Origin of the sequence: Rhodosalinus sp. FB01, from assembly GCF_041365715.1 — a bacterium.
Lineage (GTDB): Bacteria > Pseudomonadota > Alphaproteobacteria > Rhodobacterales > Rhodobacteraceae > Rhodosalinus.
Map to the genome: position 1 here is coordinate 246,435 of NZ_JBGFSH010000001.1, position 19,581 is coordinate 266,015.

The following is a 19,581-nucleotide window of genomic DNA, read 5'->3' on the forward strand; positions in this document are numbered from 1 at the left end:
GAAGGCGCCCCCGGACCCCTCAGACCGGCAGCGCGGCGAGCGCGATGCGCCTGCCCTCCGACAGGAGCACGTTGAAGCTTCGGCAGGCGGGCCCCGTGGCCATCACCTCGACCCCGATGCCGGCCTCCTCGAGCCGGGCGCGCAGATCGGAGGGGATATGGGCGATCTCCGCACCGGTGCCGACGAAAAGCACGTCGACGTCGCCCGCCAGCGCAAGAAGGCTCTCGTTGTCCTCGTAGCCGCCCCAGGACGCCGCGCCGCGGTGGCTCAGAAGAAGCGGGCCCTCGCGCGCCTCCCCGCCCACGCGGAAGAAGCCGGGGCCGTAGCCGTCCACCGGCAGGGCGTCGGTATAGACCACTTCGTTGAGGCGCATCGCGGACCTCCCTCAGCCGTCGAAGAGCGGGGCTCCGGTTATCACGGCAAGCGCGATCACGCCATAGGCCGCGCCCCGGAAGAGCCGCTCGCGGGCGGGATCGAAGAGCCACTGGCCCAGAAGCGTGGTGACGAAATAGGGCACGGCCAGCAACGCGGCGAGCCAGACCGTCGCCGCGCCGCCCCCCAGCCCCCGCAGCGACAGGTTGGCCACGATCACCACGTCGAGCGCCGCGAGAAAGAGGATGGTGTTGGCGCGCACGGCCTGCGCTGCGCGGGTCGAGGCGAGGTAGAACAGGATCACCACCGGGCCGGTCAGCCCGGTCATCCCGCCCACGACGCCGGCGGCCCCCCCGATCGCGGCAATGCCCGGCGCACGAAGCCGCGCGTGGTAGCGCCATCCCGTTGCCACGGCGGCGAGTGTCGTCGCCGCGATACCCGTGACGAGCCAGCGCAGCGTGGTTTCCGGCAGCACGCCCAGCGCCCAGACGCCGGCGGGCACGGTCACCGCGGCACAAAGCGCAAGCATACCCACCTCGCCCCGATCGGCCTCGCCCCAGGCCCGCGGCAAAAGCGCCCCGGTGCTTGCCAGCCCGGTGAGCGCGATCAGCAGCACGACCTGCGAGAGCGGCAGGAAAAGCCCCGCGACGGGCACGAAGATCAGCGCCGTGCCAAAGCCGGTGAAGCCGCGCACGAGCCCGGCGACGGCGATCGTGAGAGCGAGCCAGGCCGCGCCGGGGGTCGCGAGCGCGGCCCAGAGGCCCTCAGGCATCCACGTCGGAGAACTGCGTTCCGGCGGAGGCGTCGGGCTTCGACCAGTCGCGCTTCACCCCGAGGACGAGGAGGATCGTCGAGGCCACGAAGATCGAGGAATAGGTGCCGACGACCACGCCCCAGATCATCGCGAAGACGAAGCCGCGGATCACGTCGCCGCCGAGGACGAAAAGCGAGATCAGCGCGAGCAGCGTCGTCACCGAGGTCATGAAGGTGCGCGAAAGCGTCTCGTTGATCGAAAGGTTCAGCACCTCCCGCAACGGGCGTTTCTTGTATTTCATCAGGTTCTCGCGCACCCGGTCGAAGACGACCACCGTGTCGTTGAGCGAATAGCCCACGATGGTCAGCAGAGCCGCGATGATCGCGAGGTCGAACCTGATCTGCAATTCCGAGAAGATGCCGATGGTCAGGATCACGTCGTGGATGAGGGCGGCGACGGCGCCCAGCGCGAACTGCCACTCGAAGCGCAACCAGATGTAGATGAGCACCGCGCCGATGGCGAGCATCACCGCGATGATCGCGGTCCTGATCAACTCTCCGGAGACCTTCGGGCCGACCGACTCCACCGACACGAACTGGATGTCCGGCGCGACCGTCCGAAGCGCGCCGCGCACCTCCTCCACGACCGCGGCGGAAACGCTTTCCTCGCCCTCCTGCGCTGCGAGGCGGACCATCGCGACGTTCTGGTCGGGGCCGAAGGTCGGATCGAAAACCTCCGATATCGCGACATCGCCCAGGTTCAGCCGCTGCAGCGCGTCGCGGTAGGCGCCCACGTCGACGGGCTGGGCCGATTCGGTCCGGATCGTCGTGCCACCGCGGAAATCGATGCCGTAGTTCAGGCCCTGGAGCAGAAAGGAGGCGATGGCGACGACGACCAGGAGCCCCGAGATCCCGAGCCACAGCTTCGGCCGCCCGAAGAAGTCGAAATTCGTGTCCTGGGGGACCAGTTTCAGCCGCATCGTCAGACCTCCAGCGTCTTGGGTCGGCGACGCTCGAACCACATCACCACCAGCAGGCGGGTGACGAAGATCGCCGTGAACACCGAGGTGAGGATGCCGAGGCCGAGCGTGATCGCGAAGCCGCGCACGGGCCCCGACCCCATCACGTAAAGGATGAGCGCGGTGATGAAGGTGGTGATGTTGGCATCCACGATCGCCGAAAGCGCCTTTTCGTAGCCCAGCTCGATGGCCCGCGCCGGGCCCTTGGCGGTGCGAAGCTCCTCCCGGATGCGCTCGAAGACGAGCACGTTGGCGTCCACCGCCATGCCGACGGTGAGCACGATCCCGGCAATGCCGGGCAGCGTCAGCGTCGCGCCGATCAGCGACAGCAGCCCGAAGATGAGACCGATGTTGAGAATGAGCGCCACGTTGGCGAAAAGCCCGAAGAGTCCGTAGGACAGCCCCATGAAAATCAGCACCGCGGCGAACGCCACCATGGTCGCGATCCGCCCGGCCTCGATGGAGTCGGCGCCGAGCTCGGGGCCGATGGTGCGCTCCTCCAGGAACTCGAGGCCCGCGGGCAGCGCGCCCGCGCGCAGCAGCACGGCGAGATTGGTGGACTCCTCGACCGTGAAGTCGCCGGTGATGATTCCCGATCCGCCGGGAATGTGGCTCTGGATCACGGGGGCGGAGATCACCTCCCCGTCGAGCACGATGGCGAAGGGGTTGCCGATATTCTGCGCGGTGTAGTCGCCGAACTTGCGCGCGCCGGTCGGGTTGAAGCGGAAATTCACCGCCGGGCGCCCGTTCTGATCGAAGGCGGGCTGCGCGTCCACCAGCTCCTCGCCGGTGACGACGGGCGCGGATTCGAGGTTGTAGAAAACACCCTCCTCGTCCAGCGAGGGCAGGATCTCGTTGCCGATGCCCGGAGGCTCGCCGGGATCGGCGTTTCGACTGACCACCGGCTGGAAGGTCAGAAGCGCCGTGGTGCCGATGATCTCCTTGAGCTCCGCGGCAGAGCCGATGCCGGGAACCTGGATCAGGATGCGCTCCGCGCCCTGTCGCTGGATGGTCGGCTCGCGGGTGCCCACCTCGTCGATGCGGCGGCGGATGATCTCGAGGGCCTGGCGCACCGTGCGATCGTCGGTGGCGCGTTTCTCCGCCTCCGAGAGCGTCACCACGATCTCGTCGCCCTCGCCGCGCACCTCCAGGTCCTGGGCGCCCGTGCCGGCAAGCGACGTGACCGGGCGGGCGAGCCCGCGCGCGACCTGCAGCGCGCGCGCCATGCCGTCGGGCTCGGAGATGCGCACGCGCAACTCGTCGGGCGCGGAAGGCTGCAGGCGGATCGTGCCCACGGTTTCGCGCTCGTCGCGCAGCGCGTCGCGCAGCTCGGGCCAGAGCGACTCCATCCGGCTTTCGTAGACGTCCCCGACCTGAACCTCGGCCAGCAGATGCGCACCGCCGCGCAGGTCGAGGCCGAGATTGACGATGCCGGAGGGCAGCCACGACGGCCAGAGCCCCGCCTCGGCCTCCAGCCGCGGCGTCGCGCCCTCGCGCTCGATGGTGGCGACCGCGTCGTTACGGGTCTCCACCCGCTCGTAGAACAGGTTCGGCATGGCCAGAAGCAGTCCGGTGGCCACGACGAGCCAGATCAGGACGCGCTTCCAGAGATCGAACTGGAGCATTTCGCGGACCTTTCGTCCGGGGCCGCGGTCAGGACCCCGAGGGCTCGGTCTTGCTGAGGACCTGCGCGATGGTGTTCTGGACGACGCGCACGCGCACGCCATCGGCCAGCTCGACCTCGATCTCGTTGTCGTCCTTGACCTTGGTGATCTTGCCGATCAGCCCGCCCTGCGTGACCACCTGATCGCCGCGGCGCAGGTTCTCGACCATTTTCTGGTGTTCCTTCATGCGCTTCTGCTGCGGGCGGATCAGCAGGAAGTACATGATCGCGAAGATCAGAATCAGCGGCAGAATCTGGGCAAATGCGCTCGCACCGTCCATCGGGGACTCCCTTGATAAGTGGCGGGGCGTCCCCGCGAGATCTGGCGCGAACCTATGGGGCGGGCGCCGGGTTTGCAAGACGCGCCCGGACGCTTGCGGGCGCGCCTGACCCGACGCTAGGCTCGCCTGGCCCGACACCCCTCACAAGGAGCGCCCGGATGTGCGCGCCGCTCCGCCTCGCCACGCTTTGCCTCGCGCTATGGGCCCCGCTGCCGGGCGGGGCAGAGAGCGCGCTGCCGCCGCTGGCCGACGCCGGCGGGCCGGCCTGGCACGCGGTCGGACGCGTCAACGTCGCGGGGTTCAAGCGCCGCACGATCTGCACCGGAACACTGGTGGCGCCCGACCTGGTAGTGACCGCCGCACATTGCGTGACGCGGGGAGACGGGCGCTCGGTTCCGCTCGGCGATCTGCATTTCGTCGCGGGCTGGCACAAGGGCGCCCATGCGGGCCACGCGCGGGCCGTGGCCGTTCACCTGCATCCGCGCTGGCGCGGCACCGGCCGGAGCGAGGTCGCCGCGGACATCGCGGTGATCCGGCTCGACGCGGCGCTCGAAGTTGCGCCACTGGGCTTCGGGGCGGCCGGCCGGCCGAACGGCGGGCGCGCGATCCTGGGATATCAGGCCAGCCGCCCCCACGCGCTCGGCGGGCGCACCGGCTGCGGCGGCGTCACGGTCGCGCCGGGGCACATGCGGCTCGATTGCGCGGCCGCGCCCGGCGCCTCCGGCGGGCCGGTGCTCGAGCGGCACGGCGACGCCTGGCGCGTGGTGGGCGTCGTCTCGGGCGGCGCGCCGCCCGGCGCGCCGCCGCGCACCCATGCCGCGCTGCTCGACCGGTGGGCGCTGGGGCACCTCGCCCGCCCGCGCTGAAGCGGCAGGCCCCGGGCCCTTACGTCGGCGGCGGAATTGTTCCATAACCCGCCCCGACCAGGACGAGTCGCAAGAGGGACCGATGCACGACATCCGCTTCATCCGCGAGGCGCCCGACGCCTTCGACGCGGCGCTTGCCCGGCGCGGGGCGGCCCCCGTCGCCGCGACGCTGCTGGAGCTTGACGAGGCCCGGCGCGCCGCCATCACCGCCGCCGAACAGGCGCAGGCCGAGCAGAACCGCGCCTCCAAGGAGGTGGGCCGCGCCAAGGCCGCGGGCGACGAGGCGGAATTCGAACGCCTGCGCGCCCTCGTCGCCGAGAAGAAGGACGAGGTGGCCGCGATGCAGGCCCGCGCGCGGGCCAAGGACGAGGCGCTGGCCGAGCTTCTCGCCGAGATCCCGACCCTGCCGCTCGACGACGTGCCCGACGGCGCGGACGAGGACGACAACGTCGAGATCCGCCGCTGGGGCGCGCCGCGCGCCCTCGACTTCACGGCGAAGGAGCATTTCGAGATCGCGGGCGTCGCGCGCGGAATGGATTTCGAGACCGCCGCGAAGCTCTCCGGCGCGCGCTTCGTGGTGCTTTCGGGGGCGGTGGCGCGGCTGCACCGCGCGCTCGCGCAGTTCATGATCGACGTCCATGTCGAGGAGAACGGCCTCACCGAAACCTGGACGCCCGTGCTCGTGCGCGAGGAGATGATGTTCGGCACCGGGCAGCTTCCGAAATTCGGCGAGGACAGCTACCGCACCGAGGATGGCTGGTGGCTCGTGCCCACCGCCGAGGTCACGCTCACCAACATCGTCAACGGCCAGATCGTGGACGAGGCCACCCTGCCCCGCCGCTTCGTGGCCCATACCCAGTGCTTCCGCTCGGAGGCGGGAAGCGCCGGCAAGGACACGGCGGGCATGCTGCGCCAGCACCAGTTCGAGAAGGTCGAGATGGTCTCGGTCACGCATCCCGACGCCTCGCTCGACGAGCATGCGCGCATGACCCGCTGCGCCGAGGACATCCTGGAACGTCTCGGCCTGCCCTACCGCACCGTCGTGCTTTGCACCGGCGACATGGGCTTCGGCGCGAAGAAGACCCACGACATCGAGGTCTGGCTTCCCGGCCAGGACCGCTACCGCGAGATCAGCTCCGTCTCGGTCTGCGGCGACTTCCAGGCGCGGCGGATGAACGCGCGCTTCCGTCCCGAGGGCGGCGGCAAGCCCGGCTTCGTGCACACCCTGAACGGCTCCGGCCTCGCGGTCGGGCGCACGCTGATCGCGGTGCTGGAAAACGGCCAGCAGGCCGACGGATCGGTGGTGCTGCCCGAGGCGCTCGCGCCCTATCTCGGCGGGCGCGGGAGGCTCACGACCGACGGCACGCTCGCCTGAGCCGCACGCCCCGCCGGCCGCGCGCCTTGCTGCCCGTCAGGCGAGCGCCTTGCCCAGCCGCGGCAGCCGCGCCTTCCTGAGAAGCGGGCGGATCTCCCAGCGTCCGTGCTCGGACAGCGCCTCGGCCCGGGCGCGCACGGCCTCCGCCGCCTCCGCCACCATGGCGGGGTCGGCCTTCCAGAAGCCAAGAAGAAACCCGTCGGGATCCGCGCGGGAGAGCCCCTCCTCTGCCAGCAGGCCGCGCGGAAAATCGGCCGCGTTCATGGTGACGATCGCGTCCGCCGAGCCCGCGATGGCGGCGGCAAGAACGTGGATGTCCGACGGGTCCGGCAGCCAGAGCCGCGCCTCGAGCGAACCGCCCGGCGCGATCTCGGCGTCCGGCCAGGCCGCACGCAGAAGCGCGATCTCCGCCCGCGCCTGCGCCTCGCCGCCGGGCCCGAGCTTCGCCGCGGCGCGCGCCCATTCCTCGAGGATGCGCGCGGACCAGAGCGGGCGGAACCCGCCGCGCGCCGCCACGCCGAGCAGAAGCTCGCGCATCACCGTGGGATAGAGCACGTTGGCGTCGAGCAGCGCCCTCACAGCCGGAACGCCAGCGCCTTGAGATAGCCGCTCTCGGCCAGCATCGGGTGCTGGGGATGATCGGGGCCGGCAAAGCCAGTTCGGATCAGCTGCGCGGCGCGTCCCGCGCGCCCGATGCCGCGCAGCGAGGCGCGGCGGAAGCGCGCGAGATCCGCGGCGTGAGAGCACGAACACAGCACCAGGAAGCCGCCCTCCGCCACCAGCGGTGCGGCGAGCCGCGCGACGCGCTCATAGGCGCGAAGCCCCGCCTCCAGCGCAGGTTTCGACGGCGCGAAGGCGGGCGGATCGCAGACGACGAGATCGAAGCGCGCGCCCTCTTGCCCGAGCGCGGTCATCACCTCGAATGCATCGCCCTGCCGGATGCCGAGGCGGTCACCCAGGCCCGCGGCACGCGCCCCGGCCTCGGCAAGCGCGAGCGCCGGGGCCGAGCCGTCGACCGCAAGCGCCTCCGCCGCGCCCTGCGCGAGCGCGGCGAGGCCGAACCCGCCCACATGCGAGAAGACGTCGAGCACACGGCCGTTACCCGCAAGCCGGGCGGCGAAAGCCTGATTGTCGCGCTGGTCGAAATAGAGCCCCGTCTTCTGCCCGCCGGTGAGGTCCGCCATGTAGATCGCGCCGTTCATCGGCACCTCCACCGGTCCCTCGGGCGCGCTGCCCCGAAGCACCTGCGGCAGGTCGTCGAGCCCCTCGAGCGCGCGCGCCCGGCCGCCCGCGTTCTTCAGCACCGTCGTCACGCCGGTGACCTCCACCAGCGCCTCGACCAGCGCGGGCAGATGCGCCTCGGCCCAGGCGGCGTTCGGTTGCACCACCGCGATATCCCCGAAGCGGTCGATCACCACGCCGGGCAGGCCGTCGCCCTCGGCGTGGGCAAGGCGGTAGAAAGGGGCGTCGTAGAGCCGCGCGCGCACCGCCTGCGCCCGCGCGATCCGCGCGGCGACCCAACCCGCGTCCACCCGCGCCGCCGGATCGGCGTCGAGCACGCGGGCCATGATCTTCGAGACCGGGTTGATGGCGACAAGGGCGACGGGCGCGCGCGCTGCGTCCTCCAGCACCGCGACGGTGCCGGGCGACAGGGCGCGGGTGCGCCGGTCGGTCACGAGGTCGTCCGCGTAGACCCAAGGAAACCCGTGCCGCAGCGCGCGGGCGTCGGCCTTGGGCTTCAGCCGGACGACGGGAAGATCGGAACCATTCATGCCGCCGCCATAGCCCGACGACGCGGAAAGCGGAAGCGTCCGCGTGCGCGACGCCGCCCTTCCGCGGGACGAAAGGACCGGCGGCCCGGAAGGTGCGGGCAAGGCCGCGTCGAGACGGGCGTACAGCCTGCCGATCAGCCCGCAGGCCAGGGCGAGGTCGCCGCGCCGAGCGTCACCGCGGTCTCGGTATCCTCGCCGCCGCGCTGGCGCCTCAGGCCCTCCGCGGCGCAGAGCCGGTCCGCCTCGCCGACGCTCATCCCCTCGGGCCGGTCGACCGACCGGTCCCAGTCCACGCGCTCGCGCGTGTAAAGCTGGCACGTCACCGGGCCATGGGACGTGGACAGTACCACCGGAATCGATTCCAGGTTCTGCGGCGAAATCGTGCACCCGGCCAGCGCGGCCACGATCGCCATACCTGCGATTTTCGAACTCATATCAAACCTCTTCGTGCAAACTCTATCCCAAGTCCTTCGGCTCTGGACCTTGCCGCCGGGCGACGCGGCGGTGCTGCGCCCGTCACGCGCGCCCCTTCTGCTTCCGGACGCCCATGGCGCGGCCTGTCCCGCAAACTGCGATCCAACGCTGCCCCGCACGACGGTTGTCGCTCCTGTCCGATCGGGAAAACCGGGAGAGGTCCGACGTGACCGGCCGATGATACGCCTTTTCATTTCCGATACAGCGCTTTCGCCGCCCGATCAATCTTGGGGCGCGTTTTCCGCTTGGCAGGCAGGCGTTTCATCTCCCCTGATTGCGGGATCGTCGAGCTTCGCAATTCAGGGTGGCGCAGCAATCGGACAGGCGTCTTCCGCCGGGGTCCGGGGCTCGCTCGTCCGCGGCGCAAGCAGGTTGTTAGCGCTAAACCGGTTTGCTAGATTAAGAGGCAGAGGAGTTTCATGGCACTCGATCCGACGATCCACCGCGTCACCGAACGTATCCGCGCGCGCTCCGCCGCGACGCGACGCGATTACCTCGACCGCATGCGCCGCGCCGCCGAGGACGGACCGCGCCGGGCGCACCTGTCCTGCGGCAACCAGGCCCACGCCTACGCCGCGAGCGGTGCGGACAAGGACAGCCTTGCCGGCCACCGCGCGCCCAATCTCGGGATCGTCACCGCCTACAACGACATGCTTTCGGCCCACCAGCCCTTCGAGCGCTTCCCCGACCTGATCCGGGAGGCCGCGCGGGCGGCGGGCGGCACGGCGCAGGTGGCCGGCGGCGTGCCGGCCATGTGCGACGGCGTCACCCAGGGCCAGTCGGGGATGGAGCTCTCGCTCTTCTCGCGCGACGTGATCGCGCTCGCCGCGGGGGTGGCGCTCTCGCACAACACCTTCGACGCGGCCGCCTATCTGGGCGTCTGCGACAAGATCGTGCCGGGGCTCGTGATCGCGGCGGCGACCTTCGGCCACATCCCCGGCGTCTTCATGCCGGCGGGCCCGATGACGAGCGGGCTGCCCAACGACGAGAAGGCGCGCGTGCGCCAGCGCTTCGCCGCGGGCGAGATCGGCCGGGAGGAACTCATGCGCGCCGAGATGGCCTCCTATCACGGGCCGGGCACCTGCACCTTCTACGGCACCGCCAACTCCAACCAGATGCTGATGGAGGTGATGGGGCTGCACCTGCCCGGTGCGAGTTTCGTGAACCCGGGCACGCCGCTCCGCGAGGCGCTGACCCGGGCGGCGACCGAGCGCGCGCTCGGGATCACCGCGCTCGGCGACGCCTACACGCCGGTCTGCGACGTGCTCGACGAGCGCGCTTTCGTGAACGGGATCGTGGGCCTGATGGCCACCGGCGGCTCCACCAATCTCGTCATCCATCTGCCCGCCATGGCGCGCGCGGCGGGGGTTCTGCTGGAACTCGAGGATTTCGACGACATCTCGCAGGTCACGCCGCTCATGGCGAAGGTCTACCCGAACGGGCTGGCCGACGTGAACCATTTCCATGCCGCGGGCGGGCTGGCCTACCTGATCGGCGAACTGCTCGACGCGGGGCTGCTGCACGAGGACGTCACCACCGTGGCCGGGCCGGGGCTTGCCCGCTACACCGAGGAGCCGAAGCTCGCGGACGGGCGCCTCGCCTGGCAGGCCGGTCCGCGCGAAAGCCAGAATGCGCGCATCCTGCGCCCCGCCGCCGATCCCTTCCAGCCCACGGGCGGGCTCCGGCGGCTTTCGGGCAATCTGGGCACGGGCATCATCAAGGTCTCCGCGGTGGCCGAGGACGTGCAGACGATCGAGGCGCCTGCACGCGTGTTCGACGACCAGGAGGAGGTGAAGCGGGCCTTCCGCGCGGGCGCCCTCACCGAGGATTGCGTGGTGGTCGTCCGCCACCAGGGTCCGCGCGCCAACGGGATGCCCGAGCTGCACGGGCTCACGCCGACGCTGTCGGTGCTGCTCGACCGGGGCCTGAGAGTCGCGCTGGTGACCGACGGGCGCATGTCGGGAGCGTCGGGGAAGGTGCCCGCGGCGCTTCACGTGAGCCCCGAGGCGGCCGCGGGCGGGCCGCTCGCGCGGCTGCGCGACGGCGATATCCTGCGGCTCGACGCGCGGGCGGGACGGCTCGAGGCGCTGGTCGATGACCTCGACGCCCGCGCGCCCGCCCTGCCGGACAGGCCGGGCAGCGCCCAGGGCACCGGGCGCGAACTCTTCGAGCTGTTCCGCCACAGCGTGGGCGCGGCGGGCGACGGGGCCGGCGTGGTGGTGTGATGCGGCGCGGTGCGCCATGGGGGCGCTGCCCCCGCCGCGCCTTCGGCGCGACTCCCCCGGAGTATTTCCGCCAAGAAGAAGGAGCCGGGCCATGACGGACGACCGCGCGCGTTCGAAAGACATCGCCGCGCTTTGCGCCCGAGCGCCGGTGATCCCGGTGCTCGTCGTGAGCGACGCGCGGACCGCACGTCCGCTCGCCCGGGCGCTGGTGGCGGGGGGGCTTCCCGTGCTCGAGGTGACGCTTCGCACGCCGGCGGCGCTCGACGCGATCGCCGAGATCACGGCGGTTCCGGGGGCCGCGGTGGGCGCGGGCACGCTGCTGTCACCGGGCGACGGGGCCGCGGCGCGGGCGGCGGGCGCGGTCTTCGGGGTCTCGCCCGGGGCGACGGACAGGCTGCTCGACGCCTGCGAGGACGCGGGCCTGCCGCTGCTTCCGGGCGCGGCCACGGCGAGCGAGGCGCTGGCGCTTCTGGAACGGGGCTATTCGGTGCAGAAATTCTTCCCCGCCGATGCCGCCGGGGGCACGGCTGCGCTGCGCGCGCTGGCCGGCCCGCTGCCGCAGATCGGCTGGTGTCCCACGGGCGGGATCACGGCCGGGACCGCGCGCGACTATCTTTCCCTGCCCAACGTGGTTTGCGTGGGCGGAAGCTGGCTGGCCCCGGCCGCCCGGGTCGCGGCGGAGGATTGGGCCGGGATCGAGGCGCTGGCCCGGGCGGCCGCGACGCTCTAGCCCGCCCCGCCACGGTCGCGCCCGCGCCAGCCCCCGCGCCGGCGCGGAGGGGCGGCCGCATCCCGCCCCTCGGTCAGCACACGGGTCATCGGGTGGTCCGGCGCGCCATCGCCGTGCCGCGCGAGGAGTTCGGCCAGCAGCGCGCGCGGGTCGGCCTCCATCGGCACGCCGAGCGCCCAGTCCAGGAAGATCGAGCGGCACTCTTCATAGGTGATGCCCTCGATGCGGTAGGCCTCCCGGACAAGGCCCTTCGGGTCGGCGGAATCTCGAGTCATCGGTCTTTCTCCGTGTCCGCGGGCAGGTGCGCGTCGATCACGGCCGCGGCCCGCTCCGTCACCTCGCCGAGGCGGCCGGAGAGCGCCTCGAGCCCCTCGATCCCCGTCAGGCGCGCGAGCAGCGCCGCGCCGCCCTCGCCGATGCGGTCATCGGCGAGCGGCCCCTCGCTCAGCAGCTTGGACGCGATCTGCACCTGCCAGCAGAGCGTCCAGGCCTCTTCCAGCGTTTCGGCGCCCGCCCCGTCGAGCCAGCCCGCGGCGACCGCGGCGGCAAGCCCGTCACGCGGCACGCGGGACGGCTCGTCCCCGATCAGCGCGCCGGCCTGGGCGACGAGTTCCACGTCCTGCAGCCGCCCCGGGCCGATCTTGGCGTCCCAGGGGCCCTCGGGCGACTTGGCCTCGGCGATGCGCGCGCGCATTCGCGCGGCCTCGCGCAGCACGGTGTCGCGGTCCTCGCGGCCCAGAAGGCTCTCGCGGAACGCCTCCACCTCTTCGGAGAGCGCCGCGTCCCCCGCCACGGCCCGCGCCCGCGTGAGCGCGAGATGTTCCCAGACCCACGCCTCCTCGCGCTGGTAGGACCGGAAGCTCTGCCAGCTCGTGGCCACGGGGCCCTGCTTGCCCGAGGGGCGCAGGCGCATGTCCACCTCGTAGAGCCGGCCCTCGGCGGTCTGGGCGCTCACCGCGGTCACGAGCGCCTGGGTAAGGCGCGCGTAGTAGGCGCGCGCGGAGAGCGGGCGGCGGCCCTCGGACTGCTCCACCCCGTCGGCGTCGTAGATCACGATGAGGTCGAGATCCGAGGTGGGCGCCATGCGCGCGGCGCCGAGCGAGCCCATGCCGAGCACCATCGCGCCGCGTCCGGGCGGGGCCCCGTGCTTGGCCGCGAACTGCTCCACGACCGCGGGCCAGAGCGCGCGCAGGGCGGCCTCGGCCAGAGCGGCATAGTGCTGCCCGGCCTCGACGCAGCCCGCCTGCCCGCGCAGAAGATGCACGCCCACCCGGAAATGCACCTCATGCGCCCAGCGGCGGGCGGCATCGAGCTTGCGCTCGTAGTCGTCCTCGCGCGCGAGGCGGGTCGCGAGATCGCGGCTCAGCTCCTCCACGCCCGGGATCGGCGCGAAGAAGTCGCCGGCGATCACCGCGTCGAAGACCCCGGCATGGCGCGAAAGGTGACGCGCCAGCGCCGGCGCGGTGCCCGCGATGTCCACCAGCAGGTCGATCAGATGCGGGTTGGCCTCGAACAGCGAGAAAAGCTGCACCCCCGCCGGCAGCCCCGCGAGGAAGCCGTCGAAGGCGGCCAGCGCCTCCTCGGGCCGCGCGGTGCGCGCGAGACGGCCGAGGATCTCGGGGCGGAGCCGCTCGAAGATGGCCATGGCGCGATCGGACCGCAGCGCCGGGTAGCTCGGCCAGCGCGCCGTGACGCTGGCGTCGATCTCGGGCGTGTCCGCGTCGGCGGCCGGGGGCGCGGCGTCGGGCGCGAAGAACCCCTCGGTCAGTTCGTGCACCTCCGTCAGCCGCTCGGTCAGGTCGCGGCGAAGCGCCTGCGCCTCCTGCCCCATCAGGGCGGCGAGCCGGTCGAAGCCCGCGTCCGAGCGCGGCAGCGCGTGGGTCTGGGCGTCGTGGATCATCTGCACCCGGTGCTCGATCTCGCGGTGGGCGCGGTAGTGGCGCGCCAGCGTCCGGGCCACCTCGTCCGGCACCCAGCCCTTCGCGGCCAGCACCTCGAGTCCGGCCACGGTGCCGCGCACCCTGAGGGCCGGGTCGCGCCCGCCTGCGATGATCTGGCGCGTCTGGGTGAAGAACTCGATCTCGCGGATGCCGCCCCGGCCGAGCTTCATGTCGTGGCCGGGCAGCGTGATCGGCCCGTTGAGGCCCTTGTGCTCGCGGATGCGCAGCCGCATCGCATGGGCGTCCTCGATGGCGGCGAAGTCGAGGTGGCGGCGCCAGACGAAGGGCCTGAGCGTCTCGAGAAACCTTTCGCCCGCGTCGAGGTCGCCCGCGGCGGGGCGGGCCTTGACGTAGGCCGCACGCTCCCACGTGCGCCCGAGACTCTCGTAATAGGTCTCGGCCGCGGCCATGCTCAGCACCACGGGCGTCACCGACGGGTCGGGGCGAAGCCGCAGGTCGGTGCGGAAGACGTAGCCCTCGGCGGTGTTGTCCGACAGCGTTCGCGTCATCGCCCGGACGGCGCGCACCAGCGCGGCGCGCGCCTCCATCACGTCGTCTTCCGGGTAGCGGGTCTCGTCGAAAAGGCAGACCAGGTCGATGTCGGAGGAATAGTTCAGCTCGTGCGCCCCCATCTTGCCCATGGCGAGCGCGACGAGGCCCCCCGCCGTCGGGACGGCGTCCTCATCCTGTCCGGGCAGCTTGCCCCGGCGGATCTCGCGGCCCACCGCGGCCTCCATCGCGCGCTGGCAGGCGAGATCGGCGAAATCGGTGAGCGTTCCGGTGACCTTTTCCAGCGGCCAGACCCCCGCGAGATCCGCAAGCGCCAAGAGAAGCGCCCCGCGCCGCTTGCCCTGCCGAAGCGCGTCCGAGAGCGTGTCGGGCGGCGTCTCTCCGAGATCGTCGAAAACGTCCGCGAGCGCCGCTTCGGGATCGTCGAACGCGGCGGGAAGCCAACCGGCCTCCTTCTCGATCAGGTCCTTGAGATAAGGGCTGCACCCCCCCGCCCCTTCGAGCAACCGGGCGAGATCGCCCTCGGTCCCGGGGCAGGCGGCCCGGGCCTCGGCGCCGCGCTCGGGCTCATGGGCATGGGGCAGACGGGTGATGCGGTTCGCGAAACTCATGTGGCGGAGATGGCCACGGCCCGCGCGCGGGGTCAATCGCCTGCGGCGCGGCGCGGCGGGGACGGGCCGCCGTTTCGCGCCGTCCGGGGCTGGGCTAGCATGGCACGGGGCCAACCGGAGGAGATCCATGAGTCGAAGCCTGAAACGCGTGCGCGCGGCGCTGGAGGCTGCGGGCCTCGCGGCGGAGATCCGCGAGCCGGGCGAGACGCGCACCGCCCAGCAGGCGGCCCAAGCCGCGGGCTGCGCGCTCGACCAGATCGTCAAATCGATCATGTTCCGCGGCGAGGACAGCGGCGAGGCGCTGCTGTTTCTCACCGCGGGCGGGAACCGGGTGGACGCGTCGAAGGCGGCCGCGCTCGCCGGGGAGCCGCTGGGCAAGGCGGACGCGGCGCTGATCCGCGCGCAGACCGGTTTCGCGATCGGCGGCGTTGCGCCGGTGGGCCATCTCACCCCGCCGCGCGCCTGGCTCGACCGCCGGCTCATGGACTTCGACGAGGTCTGGGCCGCCGCGGGCACCCCGCGTCATGTCTTCGCGCTGGACCCGGCGGACCTGCCGCGGATTTCCGGCGCGCAACCCGCTGATTTCACGGCCCAACGCGAAAAAATGTAAAAATCTTTCACATCTCCCCTTGTGACCGGGCGGCGCGGTTCCGATCTCGCCTCATGTGAAAGACATTCACATCGTGACACGACGCATGGAGACGCACATGACATCCGCCGCAACCGACTGGACCCGCGCCCGTCCGGGGCACTGGTTTTCCCGTGCCGAAGCCTGGCTCGACTCGCAGGGAAAGGGCGCCTGGATCGCCGCCATGGTACTGGGCTTCATCCTGTTCTGGCCTCTGGGCCTTGCACTTCTTGCCTACATGATCTGGAGCAAACGCCTTTTCGGGAGCTCCTGCCGTAACGAAAACGGCGCGCGGGCCGGCCTCGACGCCATGACGCCCTCGGGCAACTCCGCCTTCGACGCCTACAAGGCCGACACCCTGCGGCGCCTCGAGGAGGAGCAGAAAAGCTTTCACGAGTTCCTCCAGCGCCTGCGCGAGGCCCGGGACAAGGCCGAATTCGACCAGTTCATGGAAGAGCGCGCCCGCGCCGCCCGGACGGCACCGGACGACACGGACGGCGCTGGCCCCCGCGATCTCTGATCACCTCCCGACCGCCCCGGCCATTGCGCGCCGGGGCGGCGCCATGCGAAGGACCCGCCATGCATCTCGACGGCCACACGCCCTTTCCCGACCCCGAGCGCCAGCCGGAATTCTACGCGGGCGTGCCAGCCAAGCGCCTTCTCGCATGGGTCGTGGACATGCTCCTCATCGTCCTGCTGTCGCTGCTCGTGGTGCCGTTCACGGCCTTCACGGGCATCTTCTTCTTTCCCTTCCTGATGCTCGTCGTCGGCTTCCTCTACCGCGTGGCAACGCTTGCGGGCGGGTCGGCCACCTGGGGGATGCGCCTCATGGCGATCGAGATCCGCGACGCGCGGGGGCTGAGGCTCGATGTGTCCACCGCGTTCCTGCACACGCTGGGATATACCGTCTCCATCGCGGTCTTCCCGCTTCAGATCGTGTCCATCGTGCTCATGCTCGTCAGCACCTACCGGCAGGGGCTGACCGATCACGTCATGGGAACCGTGGCGCTGAACCTGCGGGCCTGAACCGTTCCGAAACGGGCTTGGCGCGTCGCGGACGGGTTGCTATCGTTTCCCGAATTTCTAGGTGGAAGCGTGATGCGTCATACCCTGCCCATAGCGCCGCAATTCTACGTGACGGCACCGCAACCCTGCCCCTATCTTGAAGGGCGGATGGAGCGTAAACTCTTCACCGCGCTGCAGGGCGAGGGGGCGGAGCGGCTGAACGACACCCTGTCCAAACAAGGCTTCCGGCGGTCACAGAACGTGCTTTACCGGCCCTCCTGTTCGGAGTGCTCGGCCTGCCTGTCCGCACGGATCGACGTCTCGCGCTTCAGCCCCTCGAAAAGCCAGCGCCGCACGATACGAAACAACGCCTGCCTCTCGCGCCGGGCGACATCGCCCTGGGCCACCGAGGAGCAGTACGCGCTGTTCCGGCGCTATCTCGACAGCCGGCACGCCGATGGCGGCATGGCGGACATGGACGTGTTCGAATTCGCCGCCATGATCGAGGAGACGCCGGTCCGCTCCCGCGTCGTGGAATACAGCGATCGCGGCACCGGGGAGCTGGTGGCCGTGTGCCTGACGGACGTTCTCGACGACGGGCTGAGCATGGTCTATTCCTTCTATGCGCCCGACCGCCCGAAGGCGTCGCTCGGCACCTACATCATCCTCGATCACGTGCAGATCGCGCGCGAGGCGGGGCTTCCCTACGTCTATCTGGGCTATTGGGTGCCCGGCAGCCCGAAGATGGGCTACAAGGCCCGCTTCTCCGGGCTGGAGGTGCACAGGCGCGGCCAGTGGGAGCGGATGCGCGACCCGCAGGACTACAGCGCCGAACTGCACCCGCTGTCCACCGACCCGATCGCGGAGCAGGTGGCGAACCTGTCGCTGCCCGGCGCGCGCCCCGCCGCCCGCAAGGGCTGACATCCACCGCCATCGCGAGACATCTTCGCCGTTAGCACAGGCGGCGCGCGCGGGCGCACGCGCGCGCCGCGACCCTCAGTTCGGGATCAGGTCCGGAACGATCGTCACGATGCCGGGGAACCAGAACAGGATCGCCAGGCCGATCACCTGGATCAGCACGAAGGGCAGCACGCCCTGGTAGATCTGGGTTGTCGTCACCTCGCGCGGCGCCACGCCCCTGAGATAGAAGAGCGCGAAGCCGAAGGGCGGCGTCAGGAACGAGGTCTGCAGGTTCACGGCGATCATGATCGTCACCCATTTCGGGTCGAAGCTGCCGCCATAGATCACCGGCCCCACGATCGGAACGACGATGTAGATGATCTCGAGGAAGTCGAGCACGAAGCCCAGGATGAAGAGCACGAGCATGACGATCAGGAAGACCTTGATCTCGTTGTCGAAGCTCTTGAGGAAATCCTGGATGTAGTGCTCTCCGCCGAAGGAGATCAGCACGAGGTTCAGAAGCTGCGAGCCGATCAGGATGGTGAAGACCATCGACGTGACCTTGGCGGTTTCGCGCACCACCGGCGTCAGCACGCCGCCGGCGAACAGCACCCAGCAGGCATAAAGCAGGCCGAAGAGCGCGTAGAGATAGGCCGCCTGCGCCACGGCATAGGCCAGCCACGTCTCGATCCCCGCCGTCGAGGTCGTGACCCGAAGGTCGAAGTTCACGCCCACGAGGATCATGATGACGAGCGCGAAGGTCGACCAGATGATGATCCGGCCCGACTTCTCCTGGTCCGCGAGCTTGCGGTAGGCGGCCAGCATGATCGCCCCCGCCGCGCCGAGCGCGGCCGCCGGCGTCGGGTTGGTGATCCCGCCCAGGATCGACCCCAGCACCGCGATGATCAGAATGAGCGGCGGGAACACCACGCGCAGGAGGTCGTTGGTGGCCAGCCGCGCGAAGGCGTGCCGCACGCCGTAAAGCGTCAGCAGCAGCGGCAGCGCGAGCCACAGGAAGCTCGCCCCGGGCGAACTGAGCGGCGAGATCGCCACGATATCCGCCAGAAGGGCGAGCACGATGCCCGCCGCGCCGATGACGAGCGGCAGCGGATCGGCCGAGGGCGCCACCCCCCGCGCCAGAGCGAGAATGAGCGCGAGCACCAGGAAACCGACGGCGATGCCCGTGCCGATCGGCGCGGCGTTGGCGATATTCTCCTCGAGGCGCTGCTGATACTCTTCCTCGGTGAAGGCGTGCTGCTCCTCCACGCCGCCCGCCGCCTCGATCGCCTCCTGCTGTGCGATGGCTTCGTCCCAGGCCTCCTGCCCGTGCAGCTCGATCATGGAGGCCTTGCACTGGTCGGACACGTTGGTGCGCAGCGACGCCATCTCGCCGCGCTCGGAGAAGCCGCCGGGATCCACGTTCTGGCCGCCGACGAGACCGACCTGCCCGGCAAGGACCACGCCGAGGATCAGCGCGGCCGGCACGCCGGCGAACCAGGTCCACCGCTCGCCCGGGGTGGTCACCTCGCCGCCGGTGCCTTCGAGGGAGGGGACCGCCGGCGCCTTGGACGGATTGAAGACCGCGTAGCCGAAGGCGTAGGCCGCGTAGAGGCCCGCCAGCAGGATCCCCGGCAATAGCGCCGCCTGGAAGAGCGTGCCCACCGAGACCACCGCCGCCTCGCCAAGATAGGTGAGCGCGTCGGTGCAGCCGGCAAGCTGGGCGCGCTGTTCCTGCGCGGCTGAGTAGATGTCGCCGGTCAGCGTGCCGAGAAGGACGATCACGATAGAGGGCGGAATGATCTGCCCGAGCGTGCCCGAGGCCGCGATCACGCCGGTGGAAAGCTGCGGCGAATAACCCGCGCGCAGCATGGTCGGAAGCGCCAGCAGGCCCATCGTCACCACGGTGGCCCCGACGATCCCCGTGGACGCGGCGAGAAACGCGCCCACGACCACGATGGACACCGCCAGCCCGCCCGGCAGCGGGCCGAACACCCGCGCCATGGTGGTCAGGAGATCCTCCGCGATGCGCGACCGCTCGAGCGTGATGCCCATCATCACGAACATCAGCACGGCGAGCAGCGTCTCGATGGACTGGCCCGCGAGCACCCGCTCGTTGATGCGGTTCACGATGAAGGAGATGTTGCGATCCAGCGCCGTTTCCCAGCCCTGCGGGAAGACGGGCGTCTCGACGCGCGGCAGTTCGGGGTATCGGAATATGTTGATGTTCGCCGGCCTCGCGCCGTCGCTCACCAGCGCCTGATACGCGGCCGAGCCGGTGTCGATCGCCTGATGTATGAGCAGCCCCGCGCTGTCGAGCGCCGCGATGATCGCGAAGGAGATCACGCCCGCCCCTCCGATGGCGAAGGCCACCGGGAACCCCGACAGGATGCCGGCGAACAGGCACAGGAAGACGATGATCAGGCCGATCTCGACCCCATCTAGACCGAACAGCATGGG

General features: G+C 70.8%; 19 protein-coding genes. 8 read left to right on the forward strand and 11 right to left on the reverse strand.

Translation table 11 applies throughout. The annotated features are described in order from the left end of the window. Positions 1 to 19: 19 nt before the first annotated feature. The 5 genes from AB6A65_RS01170 to yajC are packed head-to-tail and all read right to left on the reverse strand — an operon-like array spanning position 20 to position 4,088. Complete coding sequence (locus AB6A65_RS01170; RefSeq protein WP_371036521.1) at positions 20 to 373, reverse strand: Mth938-like domain-containing protein; 354 nt, start codon at positions 371 to 373, stop codon at positions 20 to 22. A 12-nt stretch (positions 374 to 385) separates the two neighbouring features. After that, positions 386 to 1,144, reverse strand: a complete 759-nt coding sequence (locus tag AB6A65_RS01175; RefSeq protein ID WP_371036522.1) for a sulfite exporter TauE/SafE family protein — start codon at positions 1,142 to 1,144, stop codon at positions 386 to 388. Continuing rightward, entirely contained in the window at positions 1,137 to 2,105 is a 969-nt protein-coding gene (secF, locus tag AB6A65_RS01180; protein ID WP_371036523.1) for a protein translocase subunit SecF, read from the reverse strand. The genes AB6A65_RS01175 and secF overlap by 8 nt, the downstream gene beginning before the upstream one ends. 2 nt (positions 2,106 to 2,107) lie before the next feature. Beyond that, positions 2,108 to 3,769: a protein translocase subunit SecD gene (secD, locus tag AB6A65_RS01185; RefSeq protein ID WP_371036524.1), complete on the reverse strand. Its 1,662-nt coding sequence runs from the start codon at positions 3,767 to 3,769 to the stop codon at positions 2,108 to 2,110. 28 nt (positions 3,770 to 3,797) lie between these two features. After that, on the reverse strand, positions 3,798 to 4,088 hold the full coding sequence (gene yajC, locus AB6A65_RS01190; protein ID WP_371036525.1) for a preprotein translocase subunit YajC: 291 nt from the start codon (positions 4,086 to 4,088) through the stop codon (positions 3,798 to 3,800). A 158-nt stretch (positions 4,089 to 4,246) separates the two neighbouring features. On the opposite strand from yajC, the gene AB6A65_RS01195 reads away from it, so the two are divergent. After that, on the forward strand, positions 4,247 to 4,954 hold the full coding sequence (locus AB6A65_RS01195; protein ID WP_371036526.1) for a serine protease: 708 nt from the start codon (positions 4,247 to 4,249) through the stop codon (positions 4,952 to 4,954). Positions 4,955 to 5,036: 82 nt separating this feature from the next. Further along, complete coding sequence (gene serS / locus AB6A65_RS01200) at positions 5,037 to 6,329, forward strand: serine--tRNA ligase (RefSeq protein WP_371036527.1); 1,293 nt, start codon at positions 5,037 to 5,039, stop codon at positions 6,327 to 6,329. A gap of 36 nt (positions 6,330 to 6,365) precedes the next feature. Here the strand turns inward: serS and AB6A65_RS01205 are convergent, their stop codons facing one another. The 3 genes from AB6A65_RS01205 to AB6A65_RS01215 form a co-directional block, all read right to left on the reverse strand. Continuing rightward, positions 6,366 to 6,908, reverse strand: coding sequence for an RSP_2648 family PIN domain-containing protein (locus tag AB6A65_RS01205; protein ID WP_371036528.1), 543 nt, complete (start codon positions 6,906 to 6,908; stop codon positions 6,366 to 6,368). Next, positions 6,905 to 8,101 carry an RSP_2647 family RNA methyltransferase gene (locus AB6A65_RS01210; RefSeq protein ID WP_371036529.1) on the reverse strand — a complete coding sequence of 399 codons (1,197 nt, stop codon included), beginning with the start codon at positions 8,099 to 8,101 and terminating at the stop codon, positions 6,905 to 6,907. Before AB6A65_RS01210 ends, AB6A65_RS01205 begins: the two co-directional genes overlap by 4 nt. 134 nt (positions 8,102 to 8,235) lie before the next feature. Continuing rightward, a complete protein-coding gene (locus AB6A65_RS01215) occupies positions 8,236 to 8,535 on the reverse strand; it encodes a hypothetical protein (RefSeq protein ID WP_371036530.1) in 300 nt (99 codons plus the stop codon). Positions 8,536 to 8,994: 459 nt separating this feature from the next. On the opposite strand from AB6A65_RS01215, the gene edd reads away from it, so the two are divergent. Further along, the gene (edd, locus tag AB6A65_RS01220; RefSeq protein WP_371036531.1) at positions 8,995 to 10,800 is read left to right on the forward strand and encodes a phosphogluconate dehydratase; all 1,806 of its coding nucleotides are present in this window, start codon (positions 8,995 to 8,997) and stop codon (positions 10,798 to 10,800) included. Positions 10,801 to 10,891: 91 nt separating this feature from the next. Beyond that, complete coding sequence (eda, locus tag AB6A65_RS01225; protein WP_371036532.1) at positions 10,892 to 11,530, forward strand: bifunctional 4-hydroxy-2-oxoglutarate aldolase/2-dehydro-3-deoxy-phosphogluconate aldolase; 639 nt, start codon at positions 10,892 to 10,894, stop codon at positions 11,528 to 11,530. Here eda and AB6A65_RS01230 read toward each other — a convergent pair. Together AB6A65_RS01230 and AB6A65_RS01235 are read right to left on the reverse strand one after the other, a co-directional pair. Continuing rightward, entirely contained in the window at positions 11,527 to 11,805 is a 279-nt protein-coding gene (locus AB6A65_RS01230) for a hypothetical protein (RefSeq protein ID WP_371036533.1), read from the reverse strand. The genes eda and AB6A65_RS01230 overlap by 4 nt on opposite strands. Next, positions 11,802 to 14,591: a glutamine-synthetase adenylyltransferase gene (locus AB6A65_RS01235; protein WP_371036534.1), complete on the reverse strand. Its 2,790-nt coding sequence runs from the start codon at positions 14,589 to 14,591 to the stop codon at positions 11,802 to 11,804. The genes AB6A65_RS01230 and AB6A65_RS01235 overlap by 4 nt, the downstream gene beginning before the upstream one ends. A gap of 127 nt (positions 14,592 to 14,718) precedes the next feature. Between AB6A65_RS01235 and AB6A65_RS01240 the strand changes: the two genes are divergently transcribed. From AB6A65_RS01240 to AB6A65_RS01255, 4 genes are all read left to right on the forward strand, one after another. Then, on the forward strand, positions 14,719 to 15,201 hold the full coding sequence (locus AB6A65_RS01240) for a YbaK/EbsC family protein (protein ID WP_371036535.1): 483 nt from the start codon (positions 14,719 to 14,721) through the stop codon (positions 15,199 to 15,201). Between the two features lie 97 nt (positions 15,202 to 15,298). Continuing rightward, positions 15,299 to 15,739, forward strand: coding sequence for a DUF2852 domain-containing protein (locus tag AB6A65_RS01245; protein WP_371036536.1), 441 nt, complete (start codon positions 15,299 to 15,301; stop codon positions 15,737 to 15,739). Between the two features lie 59 nt (positions 15,740 to 15,798). After that, the gene (locus tag AB6A65_RS01250) at positions 15,799 to 16,245 is read left to right on the forward strand and encodes an RDD family protein (RefSeq protein WP_371036537.1); all 447 of its coding nucleotides are present in this window, start codon (positions 15,799 to 15,801) and stop codon (positions 16,243 to 16,245) included. A gap of 72 nt (positions 16,246 to 16,317) precedes the next feature. Next, positions 16,318 to 17,145 carry an arginyltransferase gene (locus AB6A65_RS01255; RefSeq protein WP_371036538.1) on the forward strand — a complete coding sequence of 276 codons (828 nt, stop codon included), beginning with the start codon at positions 16,318 to 16,320 and terminating at the stop codon, positions 17,143 to 17,145. A 75-nt stretch (positions 17,146 to 17,220) separates the two neighbouring features. On the opposite strand, the gene AB6A65_RS01260 is transcribed toward AB6A65_RS01255, so the two are convergent. Beyond that, positions 17,221 to 19,578, reverse strand: a complete 2,358-nt coding sequence (locus tag AB6A65_RS01260) for a TRAP transporter large permease subunit (RefSeq protein WP_371036539.1) — start codon at positions 19,576 to 19,578, stop codon at positions 17,221 to 17,223. Between the last annotated feature and the right edge of the window lie 3 nt (positions 19,579 to 19,581).

Coding starts and splice junctions, on each gene's coding strand:
- AB6A65_RS01170 (WP_371036521.1), bottom strand. CDS start 373: ATGCGCCTCAACGAAGTGGTCTATACCGACGCCCTGCCGGTGGACGGC.
- AB6A65_RS01175 (WP_371036522.1), bottom strand. CDS start 1,144: ATGCCTGAGGGCCTCTGGGCCGCGCTCGCGACCCCCGGCGCGGCCTGG.
- secF (WP_371036523.1), bottom strand. CDS start 2,105: ATGCGGCTGAAACTGGTCCCCCAGGACACGAATTTCGACTTCTTCGGG.
- secD (WP_371036524.1), bottom strand. CDS start 3,769: ATGCTCCAGTTCGATCTCTGGAAGCGCGTCCTGATCTGGCTCGTCGTG.
- yajC (WP_371036525.1), bottom strand. CDS start 4,088: ATGGACGGTGCGAGCGCATTTGCCCAGATTCTGCCGCTGATTCTGATC.
- AB6A65_RS01195 (WP_371036526.1), top strand. CDS start 4,247: ATGTGCGCGCCGCTCCGCCTCGCCACGCTTTGCCTCGCGCTATGGGCC.
- serS (WP_371036527.1), top strand. CDS start 5,037: ATGCACGACATCCGCTTCATCCGCGAGGCGCCCGACGCCTTCGACGCG.
- AB6A65_RS01210 (WP_371036529.1), bottom strand. CDS start 8,101: ATGAATGGTTCCGATCTTCCCGTCGTCCGGCTGAAGCCCAAGGCCGAC.
- AB6A65_RS01215 (WP_371036530.1), bottom strand. CDS start 8,535: ATGAGTTCGAAAATCGCAGGTATGGCGATCGTGGCCGCGCTGGCCGGG.
- edd (WP_371036531.1), top strand. CDS start 8,995: ATGGCACTCGATCCGACGATCCACCGCGTCACCGAACGTATCCGCGCG.
- eda (WP_371036532.1), top strand. CDS start 10,892: ATGACGGACGACCGCGCGCGTTCGAAAGACATCGCCGCGCTTTGCGCC.
- AB6A65_RS01230 (WP_371036533.1), bottom strand. CDS start 11,805: ATGACTCGAGATTCCGCCGACCCGAAGGGCCTTGTCCGGGAGGCCTAC.
- AB6A65_RS01235 (WP_371036534.1), bottom strand. CDS start 14,591: ATGAGTTTCGCGAACCGCATCACCCGTCTGCCCCATGCCCATGAGCCC.
- AB6A65_RS01240 (WP_371036535.1), top strand. CDS start 14,719: ATGAGTCGAAGCCTGAAACGCGTGCGCGCGGCGCTGGAGGCTGCGGGC.
- AB6A65_RS01245 (WP_371036536.1), top strand. CDS start 15,299: ATGACATCCGCCGCAACCGACTGGACCCGCGCCCGTCCGGGGCACTGG.
- AB6A65_RS01250 (WP_371036537.1), top strand. CDS start 15,799: ATGCATCTCGACGGCCACACGCCCTTTCCCGACCCCGAGCGCCAGCCG.
- AB6A65_RS01255 (WP_371036538.1), top strand. CDS start 16,318: ATGCGTCATACCCTGCCCATAGCGCCGCAATTCTACGTGACGGCACCG.
- AB6A65_RS01260 (WP_371036539.1), bottom strand. CDS start 19,578: ATGCTGTTCGGTCTAGATGGGGTCGAGATCGGCCTGATCATCGTCTTC.